This is a genomic window from Arenimonas soli (assembly GCF_014643775.1).
Taxonomy (GTDB): domain Bacteria; phylum Pseudomonadota; class Gammaproteobacteria; order Xanthomonadales; family Xanthomonadaceae; genus Arenimonas; species Arenimonas soli.
The window spans coordinates 1,574,344-1,593,210 of sequence record NZ_BMKC01000001.1; the positions used below are offsets into that span (position 1 = coordinate 1,574,344).

General features: G+C 69.8%; 17 protein-coding genes. 11 read left to right on the forward strand and 6 right to left on the reverse strand.

Annotation, left to right across the window (positions count from 1 at the left end; all coding sequences use genetic code 11):
• Window positions 1-49 precede the first annotated feature (49 nt).
• Window positions 50-2,440 (forward strand): penicillin acylase family protein, encoded by a 2,391-nt coding sequence (locus IEX13_RS07595; RefSeq protein ID WP_188662710.1) that lies wholly within the window; start codon window positions 50-52, stop codon window positions 2,438-2,440.
• A 152-nt stretch (window positions 2,441-2,592) separates the two neighbouring features.
• A complete protein-coding gene (locus IEX13_RS07600; protein ID WP_188662711.1) occupies window positions 2,593-3,027 on the forward strand; it encodes a hypothetical protein in 435 nt (144 codons plus the stop codon).
• A 49-nt stretch (window positions 3,028-3,076) separates the two neighbouring features.
• On the opposite strand, the gene dapE is transcribed toward IEX13_RS07600, so the two are convergent.
• The 6 genes from dapE to map are packed head-to-tail and all read right to left on the reverse strand — an operon-like array spanning window position 3,077 to window position 10,843.
• Window positions 3,077-4,207 carry a succinyl-diaminopimelate desuccinylase gene (gene dapE, locus IEX13_RS07605; protein WP_188662713.1) on the reverse strand — a complete coding sequence of 377 codons (1,131 nt, stop codon included), beginning with the start codon at window positions 4,205-4,207 and terminating at the stop codon, window positions 3,077-3,079.
• Window positions 4,204-4,563 carry a Spx/MgsR family RNA polymerase-binding regulatory protein gene (locus IEX13_RS07610; protein WP_188662715.1) on the reverse strand — a complete coding sequence of 120 codons (360 nt, stop codon included), beginning with the start codon at window positions 4,561-4,563 and terminating at the stop codon, window positions 4,204-4,206. Before IEX13_RS07610 ends, dapE begins: the two co-directional genes overlap by 4 nt.
• Window positions 4,564-4,582: 19 nt before the next feature.
• Window positions 4,583-6,547: a S9 family peptidase gene (locus IEX13_RS07615; RefSeq protein WP_229668477.1), complete on the reverse strand. Its 1,965-nt coding sequence runs from the start codon at window positions 6,545-6,547 to the stop codon at window positions 4,583-4,585.
• Between the two features lie 28 nt (window positions 6,548-6,575).
• Window positions 6,576-7,490, reverse strand: coding sequence for a 2,3,4,5-tetrahydropyridine-2,6-dicarboxylate N-succinyltransferase (gene dapD / locus IEX13_RS07620; RefSeq protein ID WP_425489048.1), 915 nt, complete (start codon window positions 7,488-7,490; stop codon window positions 6,576-6,578).
• Window positions 7,399-10,053, reverse strand: coding sequence for a [protein-PII] uridylyltransferase (gene glnD, locus IEX13_RS07625; RefSeq protein ID WP_229668478.1), 2,655 nt, complete (start codon window positions 10,051-10,053; stop codon window positions 7,399-7,401). Before glnD ends, dapD begins: the two co-directional genes overlap by 92 nt.
• A gap of 13 nt (window positions 10,054-10,066) precedes the next feature.
• Window positions 10,067-10,843 (reverse strand): type I methionyl aminopeptidase, encoded by a 777-nt coding sequence (map, locus tag IEX13_RS07630; RefSeq protein WP_188662719.1) that lies wholly within the window; start codon window positions 10,841-10,843, stop codon window positions 10,067-10,069.
• 255 nt (window positions 10,844-11,098) lie between these two features.
• Here map and rpsB point away from each other — a divergent pair, with 255 nt between their 5' ends.
• The 9 genes from rpsB (at window position 11,099) to rseP (ending at window position 18,859) form a co-directional block, all read left to right on the forward strand.
• Window positions 11,099-11,911, forward strand: a complete 813-nt coding sequence (gene rpsB, locus IEX13_RS07635; RefSeq protein ID WP_188662721.1) for a 30S ribosomal protein S2 — start codon at window positions 11,099-11,101, stop codon at window positions 11,909-11,911.
• Window positions 11,912-12,010: 99 nt separating this feature from the next.
• On the forward strand, window positions 12,011-12,889 hold the full coding sequence (gene tsf / locus IEX13_RS07640; RefSeq protein ID WP_188662723.1) for a translation elongation factor Ts: 879 nt from the start codon (window positions 12,011-12,013) through the stop codon (window positions 12,887-12,889).
• 146 nt (window positions 12,890-13,035) lie between these two features.
• Entirely contained in the window at window positions 13,036-13,347 is a 312-nt protein-coding gene (locus IEX13_RS07645; protein ID WP_188662725.1) for an EF-hand domain-containing protein, read from the forward strand.
• A 74-nt stretch (window positions 13,348-13,421) separates the two neighbouring features.
• Complete coding sequence (gene pyrH / locus IEX13_RS07650; protein WP_188662727.1) at window positions 13,422-14,147, forward strand: UMP kinase; 726 nt, start codon at window positions 13,422-13,424, stop codon at window positions 14,145-14,147.
• A 69-nt stretch (window positions 14,148-14,216) separates the two neighbouring features.
• On the forward strand, window positions 14,217-14,774 hold the full coding sequence (gene frr, locus IEX13_RS07655) for a ribosome recycling factor (RefSeq protein WP_188662729.1): 558 nt from the start codon (window positions 14,217-14,219) through the stop codon (window positions 14,772-14,774).
• A 14-nt stretch (window positions 14,775-14,788) separates the two neighbouring features.
• Window positions 14,789-15,532, forward strand: coding sequence for a polyprenyl diphosphate synthase (gene uppS / locus IEX13_RS07660; protein ID WP_188662731.1), 744 nt, complete (start codon window positions 14,789-14,791; stop codon window positions 15,530-15,532).
• Window positions 15,529-16,356, forward strand: a complete 828-nt coding sequence (locus tag IEX13_RS07665) for a phosphatidate cytidylyltransferase (protein ID WP_188662733.1) — start codon at window positions 15,529-15,531, stop codon at window positions 16,354-16,356. Before uppS ends, IEX13_RS07665 begins: the two co-directional genes overlap by 4 nt.
• Window positions 16,341-17,525, forward strand: a complete 1,185-nt coding sequence (locus IEX13_RS07670) for a 1-deoxy-D-xylulose-5-phosphate reductoisomerase (RefSeq protein ID WP_188662735.1) — start codon at window positions 16,341-16,343, stop codon at window positions 17,523-17,525. Before IEX13_RS07665 ends, IEX13_RS07670 begins: the two co-directional genes overlap by 16 nt.
• A complete protein-coding gene (gene rseP / locus IEX13_RS07675; RefSeq protein WP_188662736.1) occupies window positions 17,522-18,859 on the forward strand; it encodes an RIP metalloprotease RseP in 1,338 nt (445 codons plus the stop codon). Before IEX13_RS07670 ends, rseP begins: the two co-directional genes overlap by 4 nt.
• Window positions 18,860-18,867: the final 8 nt, after the last annotated feature.

The window sequence follows — 18,867 nt, forward strand, 5'->3', positions numbered from 1 at the left end:
TTCGGCCATCCTTGGCGCTTCGCCACCTGCACGCCCCGGAGCCGCACGCATGCGCAAGACCGCCCGAGTATTCGCCCGCCTGCTCGCGGTCGTGGTCATCCTGGCCGTCGTCGCCGTGTTCGCCGGGCTCTGGGCCATGCGCGGCAGCCTGGCCACCCTGGACGGTGAACTGGCGCTGCCTGGCCTGTCGGCGCCGGTCACGGTCAGCCGCGACGCCCTGGGCGTCGTCACCATCGATGCCGCCAATGAAGTCGACGCCGCCAGGGCCCTGGGCTTCGTGCATGCGCAGGAGCGCTTCTTCGAGATGGACCTGCTGCGGCGATCGGCCGCCGGTGAACTGTCGGCGCTGTTCGGTGGCATCGCCATCGACCGCGACAAGCAGGTGCGCGTGCACCGCCTGCGGGCGCGCCTGCGCGAACACCTGGGCGAAATCGCCGGCGACCGCCTGCCCGCGCTAGAGGCTTACCGCGACGGCGTCAACGCCGGCGTGCTGGCCCTGGACGGCACGCCCTGGCCCTACCTGCTGCTGCGGGCCGATCCGCAGCCGTGGACGGTGGAGGATACGGCGCTGGCCGGCTATGCCATGTTCTTCGACCTGCAGGACGAATCGAACTCGCGCGAACTGGCGCTGTGGCGCATCCGCGACGTGCTGCCGGCGCCGCTGTACGACCTGGTGGCCACCGACGGCAGTGAGTGGGATGCGCCGCTGCTGGGCGATCCGCGCGGCAACCCCGCCCTGCCCGGCGCCGGCGAGGTCGACCTGCGCACGCTGCCCATGCCCGAAGAAGACGGCGACTACGCCGTGTCCGAGCCGGCCGCCCCCGGCAGCAACAACTTCGCCGTGGCCGGCAGCCGCACCCGCGACGGCCGCGCCATCGTCGCCAACGACATGCACCTGGGCCTGGGCGCGCCGAACATCTGGTTCCGCGCGCGCCTGCGCTACCCCGATGCGCGTGCGCCCGGCGGCAAGGTGGACATCAGCGGCTTCACCCTGCCCGGCATCCCGGCGGTGATCGTCGGCAGCAATGGCCACGTCGCCTGGGGCTTCACCAACAGCTACGGCGACTGGCTGGACTTCTACCGCGTCGAGTTCACCGGCGCCGACAGGCTGCGCTACCGCGTGCCCGGCGGCGAGGCGGTGCTGCGCACCGACAGCGAGTGGATCCAGGTCAAGGGCGGCGAACCGGTCGAACTGAAGGTGCGCGAGACCCGCTGGGGACCGATCACCGTCGACCTGGAGAACGGCGACGCGCTGGCGCTGCGCTGGACCGCCCAGTTGCCCGGCGCGCTGAACTTCGGCCTGGCCGACATGGCCTTCGCCGGCAACCTCGACCAGGGCCTGGCCGTGGCCGACGTCGCCGGCATCCCTGCCCAGAACCTGCTGATGGCCGACCGCCACGGCCGCATCGCCTGGCGCCTGACGGCCCAGCTGCCCGAACGCGCCGGCGACTGCGTGCCGACGCAGCCACTGCGGGTCGAACAGGCCTGCCGCTGGGCCGGCTGGCTGGCGCCGACTGAAAACCCCAGCCTCGTGGACCCGGCGGACGGCATCCTCTGGACCGCGAACGCGCGCGTGGTGGACGGCGAGGCGCTTGCCCTGGTCGGCGACGCCGGTTACGCCAACGGCGCCCGCGCCCGGCAAATCCGCGACGTGCTGCGCGCGAGCCCGAGCTTCACCGAAGCCGACCTGCTGGCCCTGCAGCTCGACAACCGCGCCCTGTTCCTGCAGCGCTGGCACGCGCTGCTGCAGGCCGAAGCCGGCCGCGGTGGCGACGCCGACCTGCAGGCACTGGCACAAGCCAGCGCCGACTGGACCGGCCGTGCCAGCGTCGATGCCGTGGACTACCGCATCGTGCGCGCCTGGCGCCTGGCGGTGATCGAGCGCATCCAGAACGGCCTGATGGCGCCGGCCCAGGCGGCGCTGGGCGAAGACTTCGTCATGCCCGACCTGCCCCAGGCCGAAGCCTTCGCCTGGCCGCTGCTGCAGCAGCGGCCGGCACACCTGCTGCCGCGCCGGTTCGCCAGCTGGGACGCGCTGCTGGCCGACGCGGCGCGCGACATCCGCGGCCAGCTCGAAGAGGCCGGCCCGCTGGCCGAACGCCGCTGGGGCGAACGCAATACCGCGCGCATCTGCCATCCGCTTGCCGCGGCCCTGCCCGGCCTGGCCCAGGGCCTGCTGTGCATGCCGGCCGAGCCGCTGCCTGGCGACGGCAACATGCCGCTGGTGCAGGCGCCGGGATTTGGTGCCAGCGAACGCATGGTGGTGTCACCGGGCCGCGAGGCCGAGGGTTTCGCGCACATGCCCGGCGGCCAGTCGGGACACCCGCTGTCGCCGTTCTGGGGCGCGGGCCACGCGGCCTGGGTGCGAGGAGAACCCACGCCCTTCCTGCCCGGCGAGCCGGAGCACGTACTGAGGCTGGAGCCCGAAAACGTGAACTAGTTCACATTTTCGCAGCAAAAACCTGACAGCCGTCACTAAATGGTCCATAAACGGGGCAATGGCCCGGCTCGCTCCGCCGGGACAGGGACGGAGAGATCGCCGTCAGGGGGAGCGATCTACCGCACCGATGGTTTTTCGGCGAGGTAGGTTCGATGGACATTCTAGTTAACGTGCTGGTGCAGTACCGCCAGCTGATGTTGCGGCGCCAGGCTGCGGCCGTGCTCAAGGCCGTGCGCGCCCTGGACGCCACGCAGCGCAAGACCACCGCGGACCAGACCCTGTCTGAAATCCAGGCGGCTTCGGTCCTGCCCTATCCGCACTGGCACGGTTCGAACGAATCGATGCTCTACCGGCCCTGGAGTCCGGTGGCGTCGGTGGCGTCCGGGCGGGTCAGGGACCGATCCGTGCAACTGCGCCAGCGTTCGGTGGCCGTGTGGCTGGCGGTGGTTTACCACGAGACCCGGCAATCGCCGCACGCGGGCCTGCAGGCCGTGCACCGGCAGGTGCTGGGCATCCTGCGTGAACTGCGCGAATCGTCGCAGGCGTCACCCGCGGCGGAACAGGCCTGGTTCAAGGCCGCGGCCTGAGCCAAGGCAGATACGACCAGGGGAACACCGGGGAGGAAGTGCGGGGGGATCAGGCGAGCAGCAGGCGTTCGACGATGGCTCGGTACAGCGCGGGGAGGCGCTGGAGCTCTTCGATGACGACGTGTTCGTTGACCTTGTGGATGCTGGCGTTGATGGGCCCCAGCTCCACCACCTCGGCGCCCAGAGGCGCGATGAAGCGGGCGTCCGAGGTGCCGCCGCCGGTGTTTTCTTCCGGAACCCGACCCAGTTGGTCCTTGATGACCGCGCGCGCGGCCGCGCGCAGCCGGCCTTCGCCGGTGAGGAAGGGTTCGCCGCTGCGATGCCAGTGCAGGTCGTAGTCCAGGCCATGGCGGTCGAGCACGGCGTGCACTTCGGATTCCAGTCCTTCTGCCGACCAGCCCGGGTTGAACCGGAAGTTGAACTGCAGTTCGCAGTCGCCCGGGATGACGTTGTTGGCACCGGTGCCCGACTGGATGTTCGAGATCTGGAAGCTGGTGGGCGGGAACTCCGGATAGCCGGCGTCCCAGGCCCGCGCGCTTAGCTCGGCCAGCGCCGGCAAGGCCTGGTGGATCGGGTTGCGGGCCTTTTCCGGGTAGGCCACGTGGCCCTGGATGCCCTTCACCCGCAGGCGCCCCGACAGCGAGCCGCGGCGGCCCACGCGCAGCAGGTCGCCCAACGCGGCCTTCGACGAGGGTTCGCCGGTGATGCAGAAATGGATCGGCCGGCCTTCTTCCCTGAAGCGCCGCGCGACGTGGCGCACGCCATCGATGGCGTCGCCTTCTTCATCCGAGGTCAGCAGGATGGCCAGCGTGCCCGGGTGGTCCGGGTGCGCCGCGACGAATTGTTCGGCGGCGACCACGAACGCCGCCACGCTGCCCTTCATGTCGGCGGCGCCGCGGCCATAAAGCACGCCGTCGCGCTCGCTGGGCTCGAACGGGTCGCTGTCCCAGGCTTCGCGCGGGCCCGGCGGCACCACGTCGGTGTGGCCAAGCAGGCAGAACACGTCGCCGCCTTCGCCATGCGTGGCCCAGAGATTGCGCACGTCGCCGGCATCGAGCCATTCAAGCCTGAAACCGGCGCGCGCCAGCCGCTGCGCCACCAGGTCCTGGCAGCCCGCGTCGTCCGGGGTGACCGAGCGCCGGGCGATCAGGTCGCGGGCCAGGGCCAGGACCTCGCTCACTGGCCCACCCCGAAACGCTGCTTGAAGCCGTTGTCGCTGAAGCCCACGCTGACCAGGCCATCGTCGGTGACCACGACCGGCCGCTTCACCAGCGCCGGGTGCTCGCGCAGCAGCAGGCTCCATTCCGGGTCCGAGCCCGGCGACTTGCGGCCCTCGGGCAGCTGCCGCCAGGTGGTCGAGGCCTTGTTGACCAGTTTTTCCCAGCCGCCCAGATGCGCGGCCCAGTCCTTGAGCATCGGCGCCGGCACCGGCTGCGCGCGGTAGTCCACGAATGCGTGCGCAACGTCGAAGCGCTTGAGCCAGTTGCGCGCCTTGCGGCAGGTGTCGCACTTGTCCAGTCCGTAGATAACCGTCATCGCGTTTTCTCCGTGGCCCTCAGCGCGCCTGCGCGCCGCCGAGGTGCCGTGACAGGAAAGCCAGCAGCCGGCGGTAATACTCGGTGCGGTGCTCTTCCTTGTAGAAGCCGTGGCCTTCGTTCTTGTAGACCAGGGTTTCCACCGGCACGCCCGCCTTGCGCAGGGCCTTTTCCATCAATTCGGTGTGTTCGACCGGTGCCACGCGGTCCTCGCCGCCGGCGGCCAGGAACACGGGGGCCTTGATCCTGTCGGCCAGGCGCGTGGGCGACACCTCGGCAAGACCGCCCGCCTTGCCCACCCACTGGCTGCTGAAGCTGGACATGAAGCGGCTGTCGCGGCTGTCCTGGCGAACCATCAGGTCCAGGTCGTACACGCCGACGTAGCCGGCCGCGCAGGCGTACAGGTCCGGTTCGCGGGCCACCCCCATCATCGCCGCGTAGGCGCCGTAGCTGCCGCCATGGATGCAGATGCGTTTGGGGTCGGCGATGCCCTGTTCCACCGCCCAGCGGGTGGCGTCGGTGACGTCGTCCTGCATGGCCTTGCCCCACTCCTGGGCACCCGCCTCCTGGAAGCCCCGGCCGTAGTTGCCCGAACCGCGGAAATTGACCTGCAGCACGGCATAACCGGCCTTGGCCAGGATCTGCGCGTCGGTGTCGAACTCCAGGCGGTCGAAGCGGCCGAAGGGACCGCCATGCACGTAAACCACGGTCGGCAGCTTCTTGCCGTCCGAACCCGGCGGCAAGGTCAGGAAGCCATGCAGCGCCAGGCCATCGCGCGCCTTGAGCGCCACCGGCGTCACGTTCCCCATCGCCTCCGGGTCGATCCACTGGCGGCGGCTGAGCAGGTAGGCCGCCTTCCGGTTCGGCACGTCGAACAGGTAGAAGTCGCCCGGGTTGTTGCCGTTGGTTACCTGCACCAGCGCCAGCGTGCCGTCGCGGGTGGTGGAGGTGACGTAGACGGCCTGGCCTTCGAAGGCGCTTTGCAGCATGCCGTAGAGCCTGGCTTCGGGCGATTGCGGGTCGAAGAAGCGCTGCTCGACCTTGTCACCCAGGTACTGGGCACCCACGGGGACCCCCGTTTCGCCCAGGCTGTATAGCACCTCGTAAGGGTCCACGACCTCGTGCTGGAGCAGCGGCCGGCGTTCGCCGGTCTGGGTGTCGTAGGCCACCAGGGCGTCGGGCGTCTTGCGGCTGTCCGATCGCAGGTAGGCAATGCGGTTGTCGGCGGAGAAACCGACCGGGATATCCACCCGCCGGGTCTTCTTTTCGTCGTTCACCAGCACCCATTCGGCACCCTCGCCGCTTCGGTGGTAGAGCATGCTGGCGTTGTCGGGGCCGTATCCCCGCACGAAGCGCACCTGGCGGGCATGGTCGACCATGAACTGGCCGCGCTGCACCGGCGAACGGGTCACCGGACGGCGCTTGCCGTTGCGGATGTCCAGGGACTCGACCCGGGTGTAGGGGTCGTCATGGAAGGGCCAGACCTCGATCAGCACCTCGTGCTCGTCGTCGGGCAGGGTGTCGAGCAGGTAGGCCGCCACCGACTCCTGGGTGCGGGTCTGGATGCGCGAACCGGGGCCCGAGCCCACCGCCCGGTAGCCCACCAGCAGTTCGATGTTCTTGCCGTCCGCATCGACGCCGAATATTTCCCCGGTGGCACTGGGCGTGTCGTCCATGCCGAAGTTTTCGGCCATCGACAGCAGCAGCCGGGTGTCGTTGACCCACTCGAAGCCGCTGATGTGGGTGTCCTTGCCCAGCGCGAACCGCGCCGTGACCTCGTTGTCGGAGCGGCGCAGCACCACCAGCCCGGTCCGGTCGCCCAGGGGCACCGTGGCCGCGTAGTACTCCCCGGTCGGCGAGAGCCGGATATCGCTGAAGCTGTCGAGCTTGATGAAACCGGCCAGGTCAACCTGGGCCAGGGCCGGCATGGCCACCATAAGACAGGCGGCCAGCAGCCAGCGGGGCAGTCGGGGGAACAGGCGCATCGCGGGGCTCCGTGGGTCGTGGGCTGGCCTACTCTACCGCCCCGCGAAGCAGTTCATTGACAGAAGTTTTCGCACGCGTCTTCGCGTCCACCTGCTTGACGATCACGGCGCAGTAAAGCGAGTACCGGCCATCGGCCGAGGGCAGCGACCCCGAGACCACGACGCTGCCGGCGGGCACCCGGCCCTGGGAGACTTCCCCCGTGGCGCGGTTGTAGATGCGCGTGGACTGGCCCAGGAACACGCCCATGCCGATCACGCTGCCCTTCTCGACGATCACGCCTTCTACCACTTCGGCGCGGGCGCCGATGAAGCAGCCGTCCTCGATGATGGTCGGGCTGGCCTGCAGGGGTTCGAGCACGCCGCCGATGCCGGCGCCGCCGCTGACGTGGCAGTTCTTGCCGACCTGGGCGCAGCTGCCGATGGTGGCCCAGGTGTCGACCATGGTCCCGGCCCCCACGTGGGCGCCGATGTTCACGAAGCTGGGCATCAGCACCACGTCCTTGCCGATGTGCGCACCCGAACGCACGATCGCGCCGGGCACCACGCGCGCGCCCAGCTTCTGGAAGTCGGCGTCGTCGAAGTTGTCGAAGCGCAGCCGCACCTTGTCCCAGTAGGGCGCCGGGAAACCTTCCATCATCTGCATGTCGTTGATGCGGAAGTACAGCAGCACGGCCTTCTTGAGCCACTCGTTGACTTCCCAGTGCTTGCCGTTCGGCGCGGCGACGCGCGCCTTGCCCGACTCGAGCAGCTCGATCGCCTCGTCCACCGCCGGCCGCGTGGAGCCTTCGATCTCCATCGCGGTCAGGGTGGCGCGGCGCTCGAAGGCGTCCTCGATGATCGCCTGCAGCTGTTCAGTGCTGGGCTTCTTTCTTGCCATGGTGCATGTCTCCGTCGACGCCGGCCACGATGGCCTCGCGCAGTTGATCCAAGAGGGCCTGGTCACCGATGGGCTGGTTGGCCTCGTCGGTGAGCAGGAAAAAATCTTCCACCTTTTCGCCGAAGGTGGCGATGCGGGCGTCGTGCACGCGCAGCCGGAACTTTCGCAGCACCTGGGCCACCGAAGCCAGCAGGCCCGGCTGGTCGGTGCAGACCAGGCTCATGCGGGTGCGGCGGCCGTCGGCCGATTCATCGAAGCCCACCTTCACCGGCACCCGGAAGTGGCGCAGCTGGCGGGGTGCGGCGCGGCGCGGCGGCTTCACCTTCGCCGGGTCCTTCAGGGCCAGCTTCAGCGCCGCTTCCACCGCCGACGGTTCCGGCGCGCGGCCATGCGGCGCGAACAGCTGGAAGTTGTCGAGCGCGAAGCCGTCGATCGAGTTCAGCACGCGGGCCTCGAGCACATTCAGGCCCAGGCGGTCGAAGGTGGCCACCAGGGCCGCGAACAGGCCGTCCCGGTCGGGCGTGCGCACGAAGACCTCAAGGCCGCCGTCCTCCAGGTGCGGGCGCACCATCACCAGGGTGTCGGCACCGGCCGAGGCGGCGATGCCGTGGGTCTGCCAGGCGATCTGTTCGGGCCGGTAGCGCAGGAAGCCCACGTCCGGATAGGCCGCCCAGATGCGCTCGACTTCTTCACGCGTCAGGCCTTCGCCCAGCAGGCGCACCAGCGCCGCGGCGCGGGTCTCGGCCATGATCTCGGTGGCGTGCACCGGGTTTTCCAGGCCGCGGCGCAGCGCGAAGCGGGTGGCGGCGTAAAGGTCGGCCAGCAGCCGGTCCTTCCAGGCGTTCCAGAGTTTCGGGCTGGTGCCGGCGATGTCGGCGCAGGTCAGCAGGTACAGGTAATCAAGGTGTTCGCGGTCGGCCACCTTGTTGGCGAAACGCGCCACCACCACCGGGTCGGAAATGTCCTGGCGCTGGGCGGTGGTGGACATCAGCAGGTGCTGTTCGACCAGCCAGGCCAGCAGGTCGGCGTCGGACTGCGGCATCGCGTGCGCGGCCGCGAACTCGCGTGCGTCGGTGGCGCCGAGTTCGGAATGGTCGCCGCCGCGGCCCTTGGCGATGTCGTGGAACAGGCCGGCCAGCAGCAGCACGTGCGGCTTGCGCAGGCGCGGCCAGACTTCGTGGGCGATGCCGAAACGTTCGTCGGCCTTGCGCGCGAAGCCATCGAGGTAGGCCAGCACCGTCAGCGTGTGCTGGTCGACGGTGTAGACATGGAACAGGTCGTACTGCATGCGGCCCGATACTTTGCCGAAGGCCGGCAGGTAGCGCGCCAGCACGCCCAGGCGGGCCATGCGGGTCAGCGTCGAAACGGCCTGCGGCGACTGCATCAGGTCCATGAACTGCCGGCGCAGCGCTTCCGGCTGGTCGGTGTAGGGGCCGATCGCCCCCAGGGATTCGCCCAGGGCGCGTGCGGTCTCCGAATGCAGGCCGCGGGCGCCCGGCTGCGCATCCCAGGCCACGAACAGCGCCAGCACCGGTGCGAAACCCTCGCCCAGCCGTCCCGGTTCGGCCATGGCCAGGTAGCCGTGGCGCAACTCGTAGCCTTCGCCCAGCGACAGGGTTTCTTCCTGGCCCGAAAGCTGCTCCTCGTAACGCTGGAGCACCCGGTCGTTGATGCGCATCACCGTCGCGGCGCTGCGGAAGAAACCCTGCATCATCTGTTCGACCGCCAGGTTGTCCCGGCGTTCGTCCTTGAGGCCCAGCATCGCGGCCAGGTTCTTCTGGTAGTCGAAGCCCAGGCGTTCCTCGCGCCGGCCGGCCAGCAGGTGCAGGCCGAACCTCAACCGCGCCAGCACCCGCCATTCGCGCTCGAGGCTGGCGCATTCGTCTTCGCCCAGCAGGCCCAGCGGCACCAAGGCACGCAGGCCGGGCACGCCATACAGGCGCATGCCCATCCAGGTGATGGTCTGCAGGTCGCGCAGGCCGCCCGGGCCCTCCTTGATGCTGGGCTCGAGGTTGTGCGCGGTGTCGTTGAAGCGTGCATGGCGGGCCCGCTGTTCCTCGCGCTTGGCGTAGAAATAATCGGACGGGGGCCACAGCACCGTCGGCGCCAGGGCCGCCGCCAGCGCCTTGGGGGCCCCCGGGTCACCCGCCAGTGCGCGGCACTCCATCAGGGCGGTGAGCACCGTGATGTCCTCGCGCGCGCCCTCGATGCACTGTGCGGTCGAACGCACCGCCTGGCTGGTGGCCAGGCCGGCGTCCCAGAGCAGGGAGAAGAAGCGCCCGATCTCCACCTGGTGGCGCTGCTGCAGGTCGGGTTCGGCCAGCACCAGCAGGTCGATGTCGGACTGCGGGTAGAGTTCGCCGCGGCCGTAGCCACCGGTGGCCAGCAGGTCCAGGCCGGGCGTATCGCCCAGGCAGCGCTGCCAGGCCGCGCGCACCACGGCGTCGGCGGCGTCGGCGCAGCGCGAAACCAGGCGGTCGATGGCTTCGCCGGCGTCGAAGCGCTGGCGCAGCAATTCGCGGCGGGCGACCAGGGCGGCCTTGGCGGCGTCGCGCCAGGCGCCGTCGTCGGCCGCCGCGGCAAGGGTCGTCGCCAGGTCGGGGTCGAGGCTGTTCGGGGCGGCGCTCACGGGCCGGCCCGGGTCACAGGTCGTTGTCGTCGCCGGGCAGGCGGGTGAGGATCTCGACGCCGTCGTCGGTTACCACCACCGTGTGCTCCCACTGGGCCGACAGCGACTTGTCGCGGGTGACCACGGTCCAGCCGTCGCCCAGCAGCTTGGTGTGGCGCGAGCCTTCGTTGATCATCGGCTCGATGGTGAAGGTCATGCCCTTTTGCAGCACCACGCCGGCGCCCGGCTGGCCGTAGTGCAGCACCTGCGGGTCTTCGTGGTAGATGCGGCCGATGCCGTGGCCGCAGTATTCGCGCACCACGGAAAACCGCTCGCCTTCGGCGTACTTCTGGATGGCGTGGCCGATGTCGCCCAGGGTCGCACCCGGCTTGACGGTGCGGATGCCGCGGAACATGGCCTCGCGGGTCACTTCGACCAGGCGGCGGGCCTTGACGCTGGGTTCGCCGACGAAATACATGCGGCTGGTGTCGCCGTGCCAGCCGTCCTTGATGACCGTGACGTCGATATTGATGATGTCGCCGTCCTTGAGCACCTTGGCGTCGCTGGGGATGCCGTGGCAGATGACGTTGTTGACCGAGGTGCAGACCGTGGCCGGGAAGCCCTTGTAGCCGACGTTGGCGGGCACGGCCCCCTGCACGTTGACGATGTGGTCGTGGCAGATGCGGTCGAGCTCGGCGGTGCTGACGCCCGGCTTGACGTGCGGGGCGACCACCTGCAGCACTTCGGCGGCCAGGCGGCCGGCCACGCGCATGCGCTCGATGTCTTCGGGGCTCTTGAGGCTGATATGCATGGCCGGGATTATCGCCCAGTTGCGGGGCCTTGGGCCAGCCGGCTATACTCCCGGGGCTCGGAAAACCCCTGACAGGGCCATTCGGGCCGCCCACGCCGGGCGTCACCGGTGAATTCACACGCCAGGCAATCCCCCGCCCCGGGGTGCCCGCGGACCACGGTCCGGGGGTTCGAGGCGGCGGCCTGGCGGAGGCCCAACCCCGGAGCTTCGATGCCGCCAGCGTGCGGCCGGCTCCCTGTCTGCAAAGGAAACACCATGTCCCAGGTCACCATGCGCCAGATGCTGGAAGCCGGCGTTCACTTCGGCCACCAGACCCGCTACTGGAACCCCAAGATGGGTCCGTACATCTTCGGCGCCCGCGGCAAGATCCACATCATCAACCTCGAAAAGACCCTGCCGCTGTTCCAGGACGCGATGAACTTCGTCTCGGGCATCGCCCAGAAGCGCGGCTCGATCCTGTTCGTCGGCACCAAGCGTTCGGCCCGCGAGTCCATCAAGGAAGAAGCCGAGCGTTGCGGCATGCCCTACATGAGCATGCGCTGGCTGGGCGGCACCCTGACCAACTTCGCCACCGTCAAGAAGTCGGTCGCGCGCCTGAAGGAACTCGAGGCCGCCGAAACCGACGGCACCTTCGAGAAGCTGGTCAAGCACGAAGTGCTGGGCCTGCGCCGCGAGCGCGACAAGCTTGAAGCCTCCCTGGGCGGCATCAAGGACATGGGCCGACTGCCGGACGCGCTGTTCGTGATCGACATCGGCCACGAAAACATCGCCGTGCAGGAAGCCAAGAAGCTCGGCATCCCGGTCGTCGCCGTGGTCGACACCAACTACGACCCCAACCTGGTGGACTACGCCATCCCGGGCAACGACGACGCCATCCGCGCCGTGCAGCTGTACGTGCGCGCCGCCGCCGACGCCGTGCTCGAGGGCAAGGCCGCCTCGCCGCAGGCCCACGTGGCCGCCGCCGACGACTTCGTCGAGCTCGATGGCGAAGGCAACCCGGTCGCCAAGGAAGACAAGAAGCCGGCCCCGCGTGCCCGCGCCCCGCGCGCGCCCCGCGCCGCCAAGTAAGCACAGCGTCATGCCGCGGCGCCATGCTGCGCCGCGGCACCCCCTTTCGCGCACGCCGGCCCCTTGCCGGCGCGCCACACACTGAATCTGGAGAACCCCATGGAAATCACTGCTTCCCTGGTCAAGGAACTGCGCGAGCGCACCGGCGCCGGCATGATGGAATGCAAGAAGGCCCTGTCCGAAACCGGCGGTGACATCGACGCCGCGGCCGAGGCCCTGCGCAAGTCCGGCCTGGCCAAGGCCGACAAGAAGGCCGGCCGCGTGGCCGCCGAAGGCCGCATCGTCGCGGCCCAGGACGGCGGCAAGGCCGTGCTGGTTGAGATCAACTCCGAAACCGACTTCGTGGCCAAGGACGACAACTTCCTGGCCTTCGCCGACGCCGTCGCCCAGGCCGCCCTGGCCTCCGGCGCCGCCGACGCCGACGCCCTGAAGGCGGCCAAGGTCGCCTCCGGCGACACCGTCGAGGAAGCCCGCGCCGCCGTGATCGCCAAGGTCGGCGAAAACGTGCAGGTGCGTCGCCTGGCCAGGGTCGACAGCGCCAACCACGTCGCCGCCTACATCCACGGCGGCCGCATCGGCGTGCTGGTCGAGCTCAAGGGCGGCGACGCCGAGCTGGCCCGCGGCATCGCCATGCACGTGGCGGCGATGAACCCGCCGCACAACAAGGCCGCCGACGTGCCGGCCGACTTCATCGCCAAGGAAAAGGAAATCGAGATGGCGAAGATGTCCGACAAGGACAAGTCCAAGCCCGCCGAGATCCTCGAGAAGATCATGGCCGGCAAGGTCGCCAAGATCGTCAACGAAGTCACCCTGTACGGCCAGGCCTATGTCCTGAACACCGACCAGACCGTCGAGCAGGCCGTCAAGGCCGCCGGCGCCGACGTGGTGCAGTTCCAGCGCCTGGCCGTCGGCGAAGGCATCGAGAAGGTGGTCGAGGACTACGCCGCCGAAGTGATGAAGCAGGCCGGCCTGGCCTGAGCCATCGCTCCACGCTTCACCGGAAGGGCCGCGGGCAACCCCGCGGCCCTTTCCTTTTGCTGAATGGCCGCGTCGGGCGGTTCATCCCGGGTTGGGCCGGGGCTTGCAAGTCTTCCGGGCACCCAAGCTTGCACGAGGGAACCCCCATGAAAGCCCACACCCCCCTGTTTTGCCTCGCCCTGCTCGCCGCGGGCCCCGCCCTGGCGCAGAACGTCGAATCCGGCCCGCAGGCCAGCTTCGAAGCCCAGACCGGCCCGGTGACCGTGGTTTCGGTGCAGCCGCCGCTGCCCAACGCCAGCCAGTACGCGGTGAAGGTCGCCGACCTCGACGCCAATGGCGACGGACGCCTGGACCGCACCGAGGTGCCCGACGACCATGCCCTGCACTTCGAGTGGAAGCTCGTGGACCGCAATCGCGACGGCTACGTGACCGACGAAGAACTGGCGAACTGGAAGTAAGCTTCGGGCGGACAACCGGGACCGGCCCGCGATCGGCTAGAATTCCGCCGTTTGCCCAGCCACCGGAGAGCCCCATGAGCACCCAGCCCCTGAAGTACCGCCGCATCCTGCTCAAGCTCTCCGGCGAGGCCCTGATGGGCCACGAGGACTACGGCATCGACCCGAAGGTGATCCAGGCCATGGCCAAGGACATCGTCGAGGCCCAGCGCGCGGGCGCCCAGATCGGCCTGGTGATCGGTGGCGGCAACATCTTCCGCGGCGCCGGCCTGGCCGAGGCCGGCATGGACCGCGTCACCGGCGACCACATGGGCATGCTGGCCACCGTCATCAACGCCCTGGCCATGGCCGACGCGCTGGAGAAGGAAGGCGGCTTCGCCCGGGTGATGAGCGCGATCAAGATCAACGAGGTCTGCGAAGACTACATCCGCCGCCGCGCCATCCGGCACATGGAAAAGGGCCGCATCGCCCTGTTCGCCGCCGGCACCGGCAACCCCTTCTTCACCACCGACTCGGCCGCCGGCCTGCGTGCCAGCGAGATCGGCGCCGACCTGCTGCTCAAGGCCACCAAGGTCGACGGAATCTACGATTCGGACCCCAAGAAGAACCCCAACGCCAAGCGCTTCGAGCACCTGAGCTACGACGAGGTGATCGCCCGCAACCTGCAGGTGATGGACACCGCCGCGTTCGCGCTGTGCCGCGACAACAAGGTGCCGGTGCGCATCTACGACATGATGCAGCCCGGCGCCCTGATGCGCATCCTGCGCGGCGAGTCGCTGGGCACCCTGGTCGACGCGGGCTGAGCGCCGCCACGCGCCAGCGCCTATAATCCCGGGCTTGCCCCAGAAACCGACCCGTCCGCGGAGCCAGCGATGCTCGAAGAAATCAAGAAAGACGCCCTCACCCGCATGAACAAGTCCGTCGAGGCCTTCCGCCACGACCTGACCAAACTGCGCACGGGCCGGGCCACCACCGCCCTGGTCGACCACCTGAAGGTGAACTACTACGGCTCCGACATGCCGCTGACCCAGGTCGCCAGCGTGTCGGTGTCCGACGCCCGCTCGCTGACCATCACGCCCTGGGAGAAGGGCATGGTGTCCGCGGTCGAGAAGGCCATCCTGGCCTCCGACCTGGGCCTGACCCCCAATACCGCCGGCACCGTCATCCGGATCAACCTGCCGCCGCTCACCGAGGAGCGCCGCAAGGAGCTCTCCAAGCACGTGCACGCCGAAGGTGAAAACGCCAAGGTCGCCATCCGCAACGTGCGCCGCGACGCCATCCAGCACGTCAAGGAACTGCTCAAGGAAAAGCAGGTCACCGAAGACGAATCGCATCGCGCCGAGGACGAGATCCAGAAGCTCACCGACAAGGCCGTCAAGGACGTCGACGAAGTCGTCAAGGCCAAGGAACAGGAGCTGATGGCGGTTTGAGCCAGGCCGCCACGATGCCTGCCCCGCCTCCCACGCGGCTGCCCCGCCACCTGGCCGTCATCATGGACGGCAATGGCCGCTGGGCGCAGCGCCGCAATCGCCCGCGCACGCTGGGCCACCGCGCCGGCGCCAAGGCGGTGCAGGTGTGCGTGGACTATTGCCTGGCGCGGGGCATCGGGGCGCTGACCCTGTTTGCCTTCTCCTCGGAGAACTGGAACCGGCCCGAAGAGGAAGTCGGCGCGCTGATGAAGCTGTTCCTGCGCATGCTCGACAGCGAAGTCGGCGAACTCCAGCGCCGCGGCGTGCGCCTGTCCTTCATCGGCGACCGCAGCGGCTTCCCGGAGACGATCCAGACCCGCATGGCCCAGGCCGAACAGCATCCACCCGCGCAGCCCTGCCTGGCCCTGAACATCGCCGTGGGTTACGGCGGCCGCTGGGACATCACCCAGGCCTGCCGGAGCCTGGCCGGGGACGTCGCGGCCGGCCGCCTGGCCCCCGGCGACATCACCGAAACCCTGCTCGGGGAGCGCATCAGCCTGGCCGGGCTGCCGTCGCCCGACCTGTTCATCCGCACCGGTGGCGACCTGCGCATCAGCAATTTCCTGCTCTGGCAGCTGGCCTACACCGAGCTGTGGTTCACCGAAACCCTGTGGCCCGATCTCGACGACGCGGTGCTGGACGCCGCCATGGCCGCGTTCGCCGATCGCGAGCGCCGGTTCGGCCTGACCAGTGCCCAGGTCGCCGGGGGTGCCACGTGAGCCGCCGCCAGCGCATCACCACGGCCGTGGTGCTGGCGCCGCTGCCGATCCTGGCGGTGCTGTTCCTGCCCACGCCCTGGCTGGCGGCCATCGTCGCCCTGGTGCTGCTGGCCGGCCTGTGGGAATGGACCCATTTCGCCGGCGTGCACGAGCGCCTGCCGCGCGCCGCCTTCCTCACCGCCAACGCCCTGCTGATGGCCGCCCTGGTCTGGGGTGGCGGGCCCAGCCTGTTCACGCTCAAGCTGATGAGCATGGTGGGCGTGCTGTGGTGGGCGGTGGTCTGCCTGTGGCTGGCCCGGCCCGCCTTCGGCAAGGCCGACACGGCCGCCAACCGCAGCCTGAAGCTGCTGGCCGGCAGCCTGGGCATCATTCCGGCCTGGTGCGCCCTGGGCTGGCTGCACTCGGAAGACCCCTACGGCGCCCGCTGGACCCTGTTCGCCCTGCTGATCGTCTGGGCCGCCGACAGCGGCGCCTACTTCGCCGGCTCCCGCTGGGGCAAGCGCAAGCTGGCGCCCACCATCAGCCCGGGCAAGAGCTGGGAAGGCGTTTACGGCGGCCTGGCCACCAGCGCCCTGCTGGCCATCCCGGCCGTGCCGGTGCTGGGCCTGGCCTGGTCGCAGCTGCCGGCGCTGTGGCTGGTCACCCTGGCGGTGGCGGCCATCTCGGTGGTCGGCGACCTGTTCGAAAGCCTCATGAAGCGGCATTCGGGGGTCAAGGATTCCGGCGACCTGTTCCCGGGCCACGGCGGCCTGATGGACCGGCTGGACAGCATCCTGGCCGCCCTGCCGGTGTTCGTGGTGGGCAAGGCATGGCTCGGCCTCTGAAAACGATCGCGCTGCTGGGCGCCACCGGTTCGATCGGAAGCTCGACCCTGGACGTGGTGGCCCGGCATCCGGATCGCTTCCGGGTCGGCGCGCTCACCGCCAACGGCAGCGTGGACGCGCTGCTGGCCCTGTGCGCCCGGTTCCGCCCCGACACCGCCGTGGTGGCCGACAAGGCCGCCTACCCCGCCCTGCGCGACGGCCTGGCGGCCCTGGGCCTGTCCACGCGGGCCCTGGCCGGCCCCGACGCCCTGGACGAGGTCGCCACCGACCCGGCCCACGACACCGTGGTCGCCGCCATCGTCGGCGCCGCGGGCATGGCCTCGACCCTGGCCGCGGCCCGGGCCGGCAAGCGCCTGCTGCTGGCCAACAAGGAATCGGTGGTCCTGGCCGGCGACCTGCTGGTGCGCGCGGCCCGCGAAGGCGGCGCCACCTTGCTGCCGGTGGACAGCGAGCACAACGCCATCTTCCAGTGCCTGCCGGCCGACGGTGGCCGCCAGGGGGTCCGCCGCCTGCTGCTGACCGCGTCCGGCGGCCCGTTCCGCGGCCGCGACCGCGCGGCGCTGGCCGCGGTGACGCCCGACCAGGCCTGCGCCCACCCGAACTGGTCGATGGGCCGGAAGATTTCGGTGGATTCGGCCACCCTGATGAACAAGGGCCTGGAAGTCATCGAAGCCCGGCACCTGTTCGGCCTGCCGCCGGAATGCATCGAAGTGGTGGTGCACCCGCAAAGCGTCATCCACTCGCTGGTCGACTACGTCGACGGCTCGGTGCTGGCGCAGTTGGGCAACCCCGACATGCGCACGGCGCTGGCCCATGGCCTGGCCTGGCCCGAGCGCATCGATTCGGGCGTGGCGCCGCTCGACCTGGCTGCCCTGGCCCGCTTCGACTTCGAGCCGCCCGACCTGGAAACCTTCCCCTGCCTGGGCCTGGCCTACCGGGCGCTCGCGGCCGGCGGCGGCGCCCCGGCGGTGCTCAACGCCGCCAACGAAGTCGCCGTTTCAGCCTTCCTTCAGGGCACACTGGGCTTCCTTGGCATCCCGGACCTGGTCCAGGCCTGCCTGGACGCCCACCCGGGCGGCCCGGCCCAATCGCTGGAAGACCTGCTTGAAACCGATGCCGCGGCCCGGCGCCTGGCCGGGGAAATCATCGCGAGGATGCAGCGGCAATGACGGAATTCTTCGGCTCGGTGTGGTGGCTCATCGTCAGCCTCGGCATCCTGGTCACCTTCCACGAGTTCGGCCACTACTGGGTCGCGCGGCGCTGCGGCGTGCGCGTGCTGCGCTTCTCGGTGGGCTTTGGCAGGCCGGTATGGAAGCGCATCGGCCGCGACGGCACCGAATACGCCGTGGCCTGGATCCCGCTGGGCGGCTACGTGAAGATGCTCGACGAACGCGAGGTCGAGGTCGCCCCGTCCGAGCGCCACGAAAGCTTCAACGCCAAGTCGGTCTACCAGCGCATCGCCATCGTCGCGGCCGGCCCGATCGCCAACCTGCTGCTGTGCATCGCCCTGCTGTGGCTGATGTTCGTGGTCGGCAAGCCCGACTTCCAGCCCGACATCGGCCGCGCCCAGGGCCTCGCCGCCGAAGCCGGCTTCCAGGCCGGCGACCGCCTGCTGGACGTGGACGGGCGCCCCATCCGCAGCTGGAGCGAGGCCGGCGTCGCGCTGGCCACCGCCGTCATCGACCGCGAGCCCACGGCCGTGCGGGTGCGCACCGCCGACGGCCAGGAACGCGTGCGCCTGCTGCCGCTCGACCGCCCGGGCCTGGTGCTGAGCGAAGAACGCCCGTTCTCGGACCTGGGCCTGAGCCTGGCCTGGCCGGCCGTGGTCGGCGAGGTCGCGCCCGGCTCGGCGGCCGACGCCGCCGGCCTGCGGGCCGGGGACCGCATCCTTTCCCTGGGCGGCCGCCCGGTGCAGACCTACGACCAGGTGTCGCCCCTGCTGCAGGAACTGGCCGGTCCGGACCGCCCGCTGGTCCTGCAGGTCGAGCGCGACGGCCGCAGCCAGGCGCTGGAAGTCAGCCCGCAGCGGGTCGAACGCGATGGCCAGGCGGTCTGGCAGCTGGGCGTGCTGGCCGCGCCGCTGGAACAGGACGCCCTGCTGCGCTTCGGCCCCCTGGCCGCGGTGCCGGCGGCCCTGGCCGAGACCCGCCAGATGACCTCGGACGTGCTGGGCATGCTCTGGCGCATGGTCTCGGGCCAGGCATCCCTGAAGAACATTTCCGGCCCGATCACCATCGCCCGGGTCGCCAACGGCAGCGCCGGGCTGGGCCCCGCATGGTTTCTTAACTTCCTCGCGATACTCTCGCTGAGCCTGTGCATCATGAACCTGCTGCCCATCCCCGTCTTGGATGGTGGGCACCTGCTGTATTACCTTATCGAGCTGGTCAAGGGCAGTCCGGTCGGCGAACGCAGCCTCATGGCGGGCCAATACATCGGTCTGGCCCTGCTGGCCGGCCTGATGGGATTGGCCTTTTACAACGATATTCTCCGGCTCGGCTCCTGAGCTTCCAC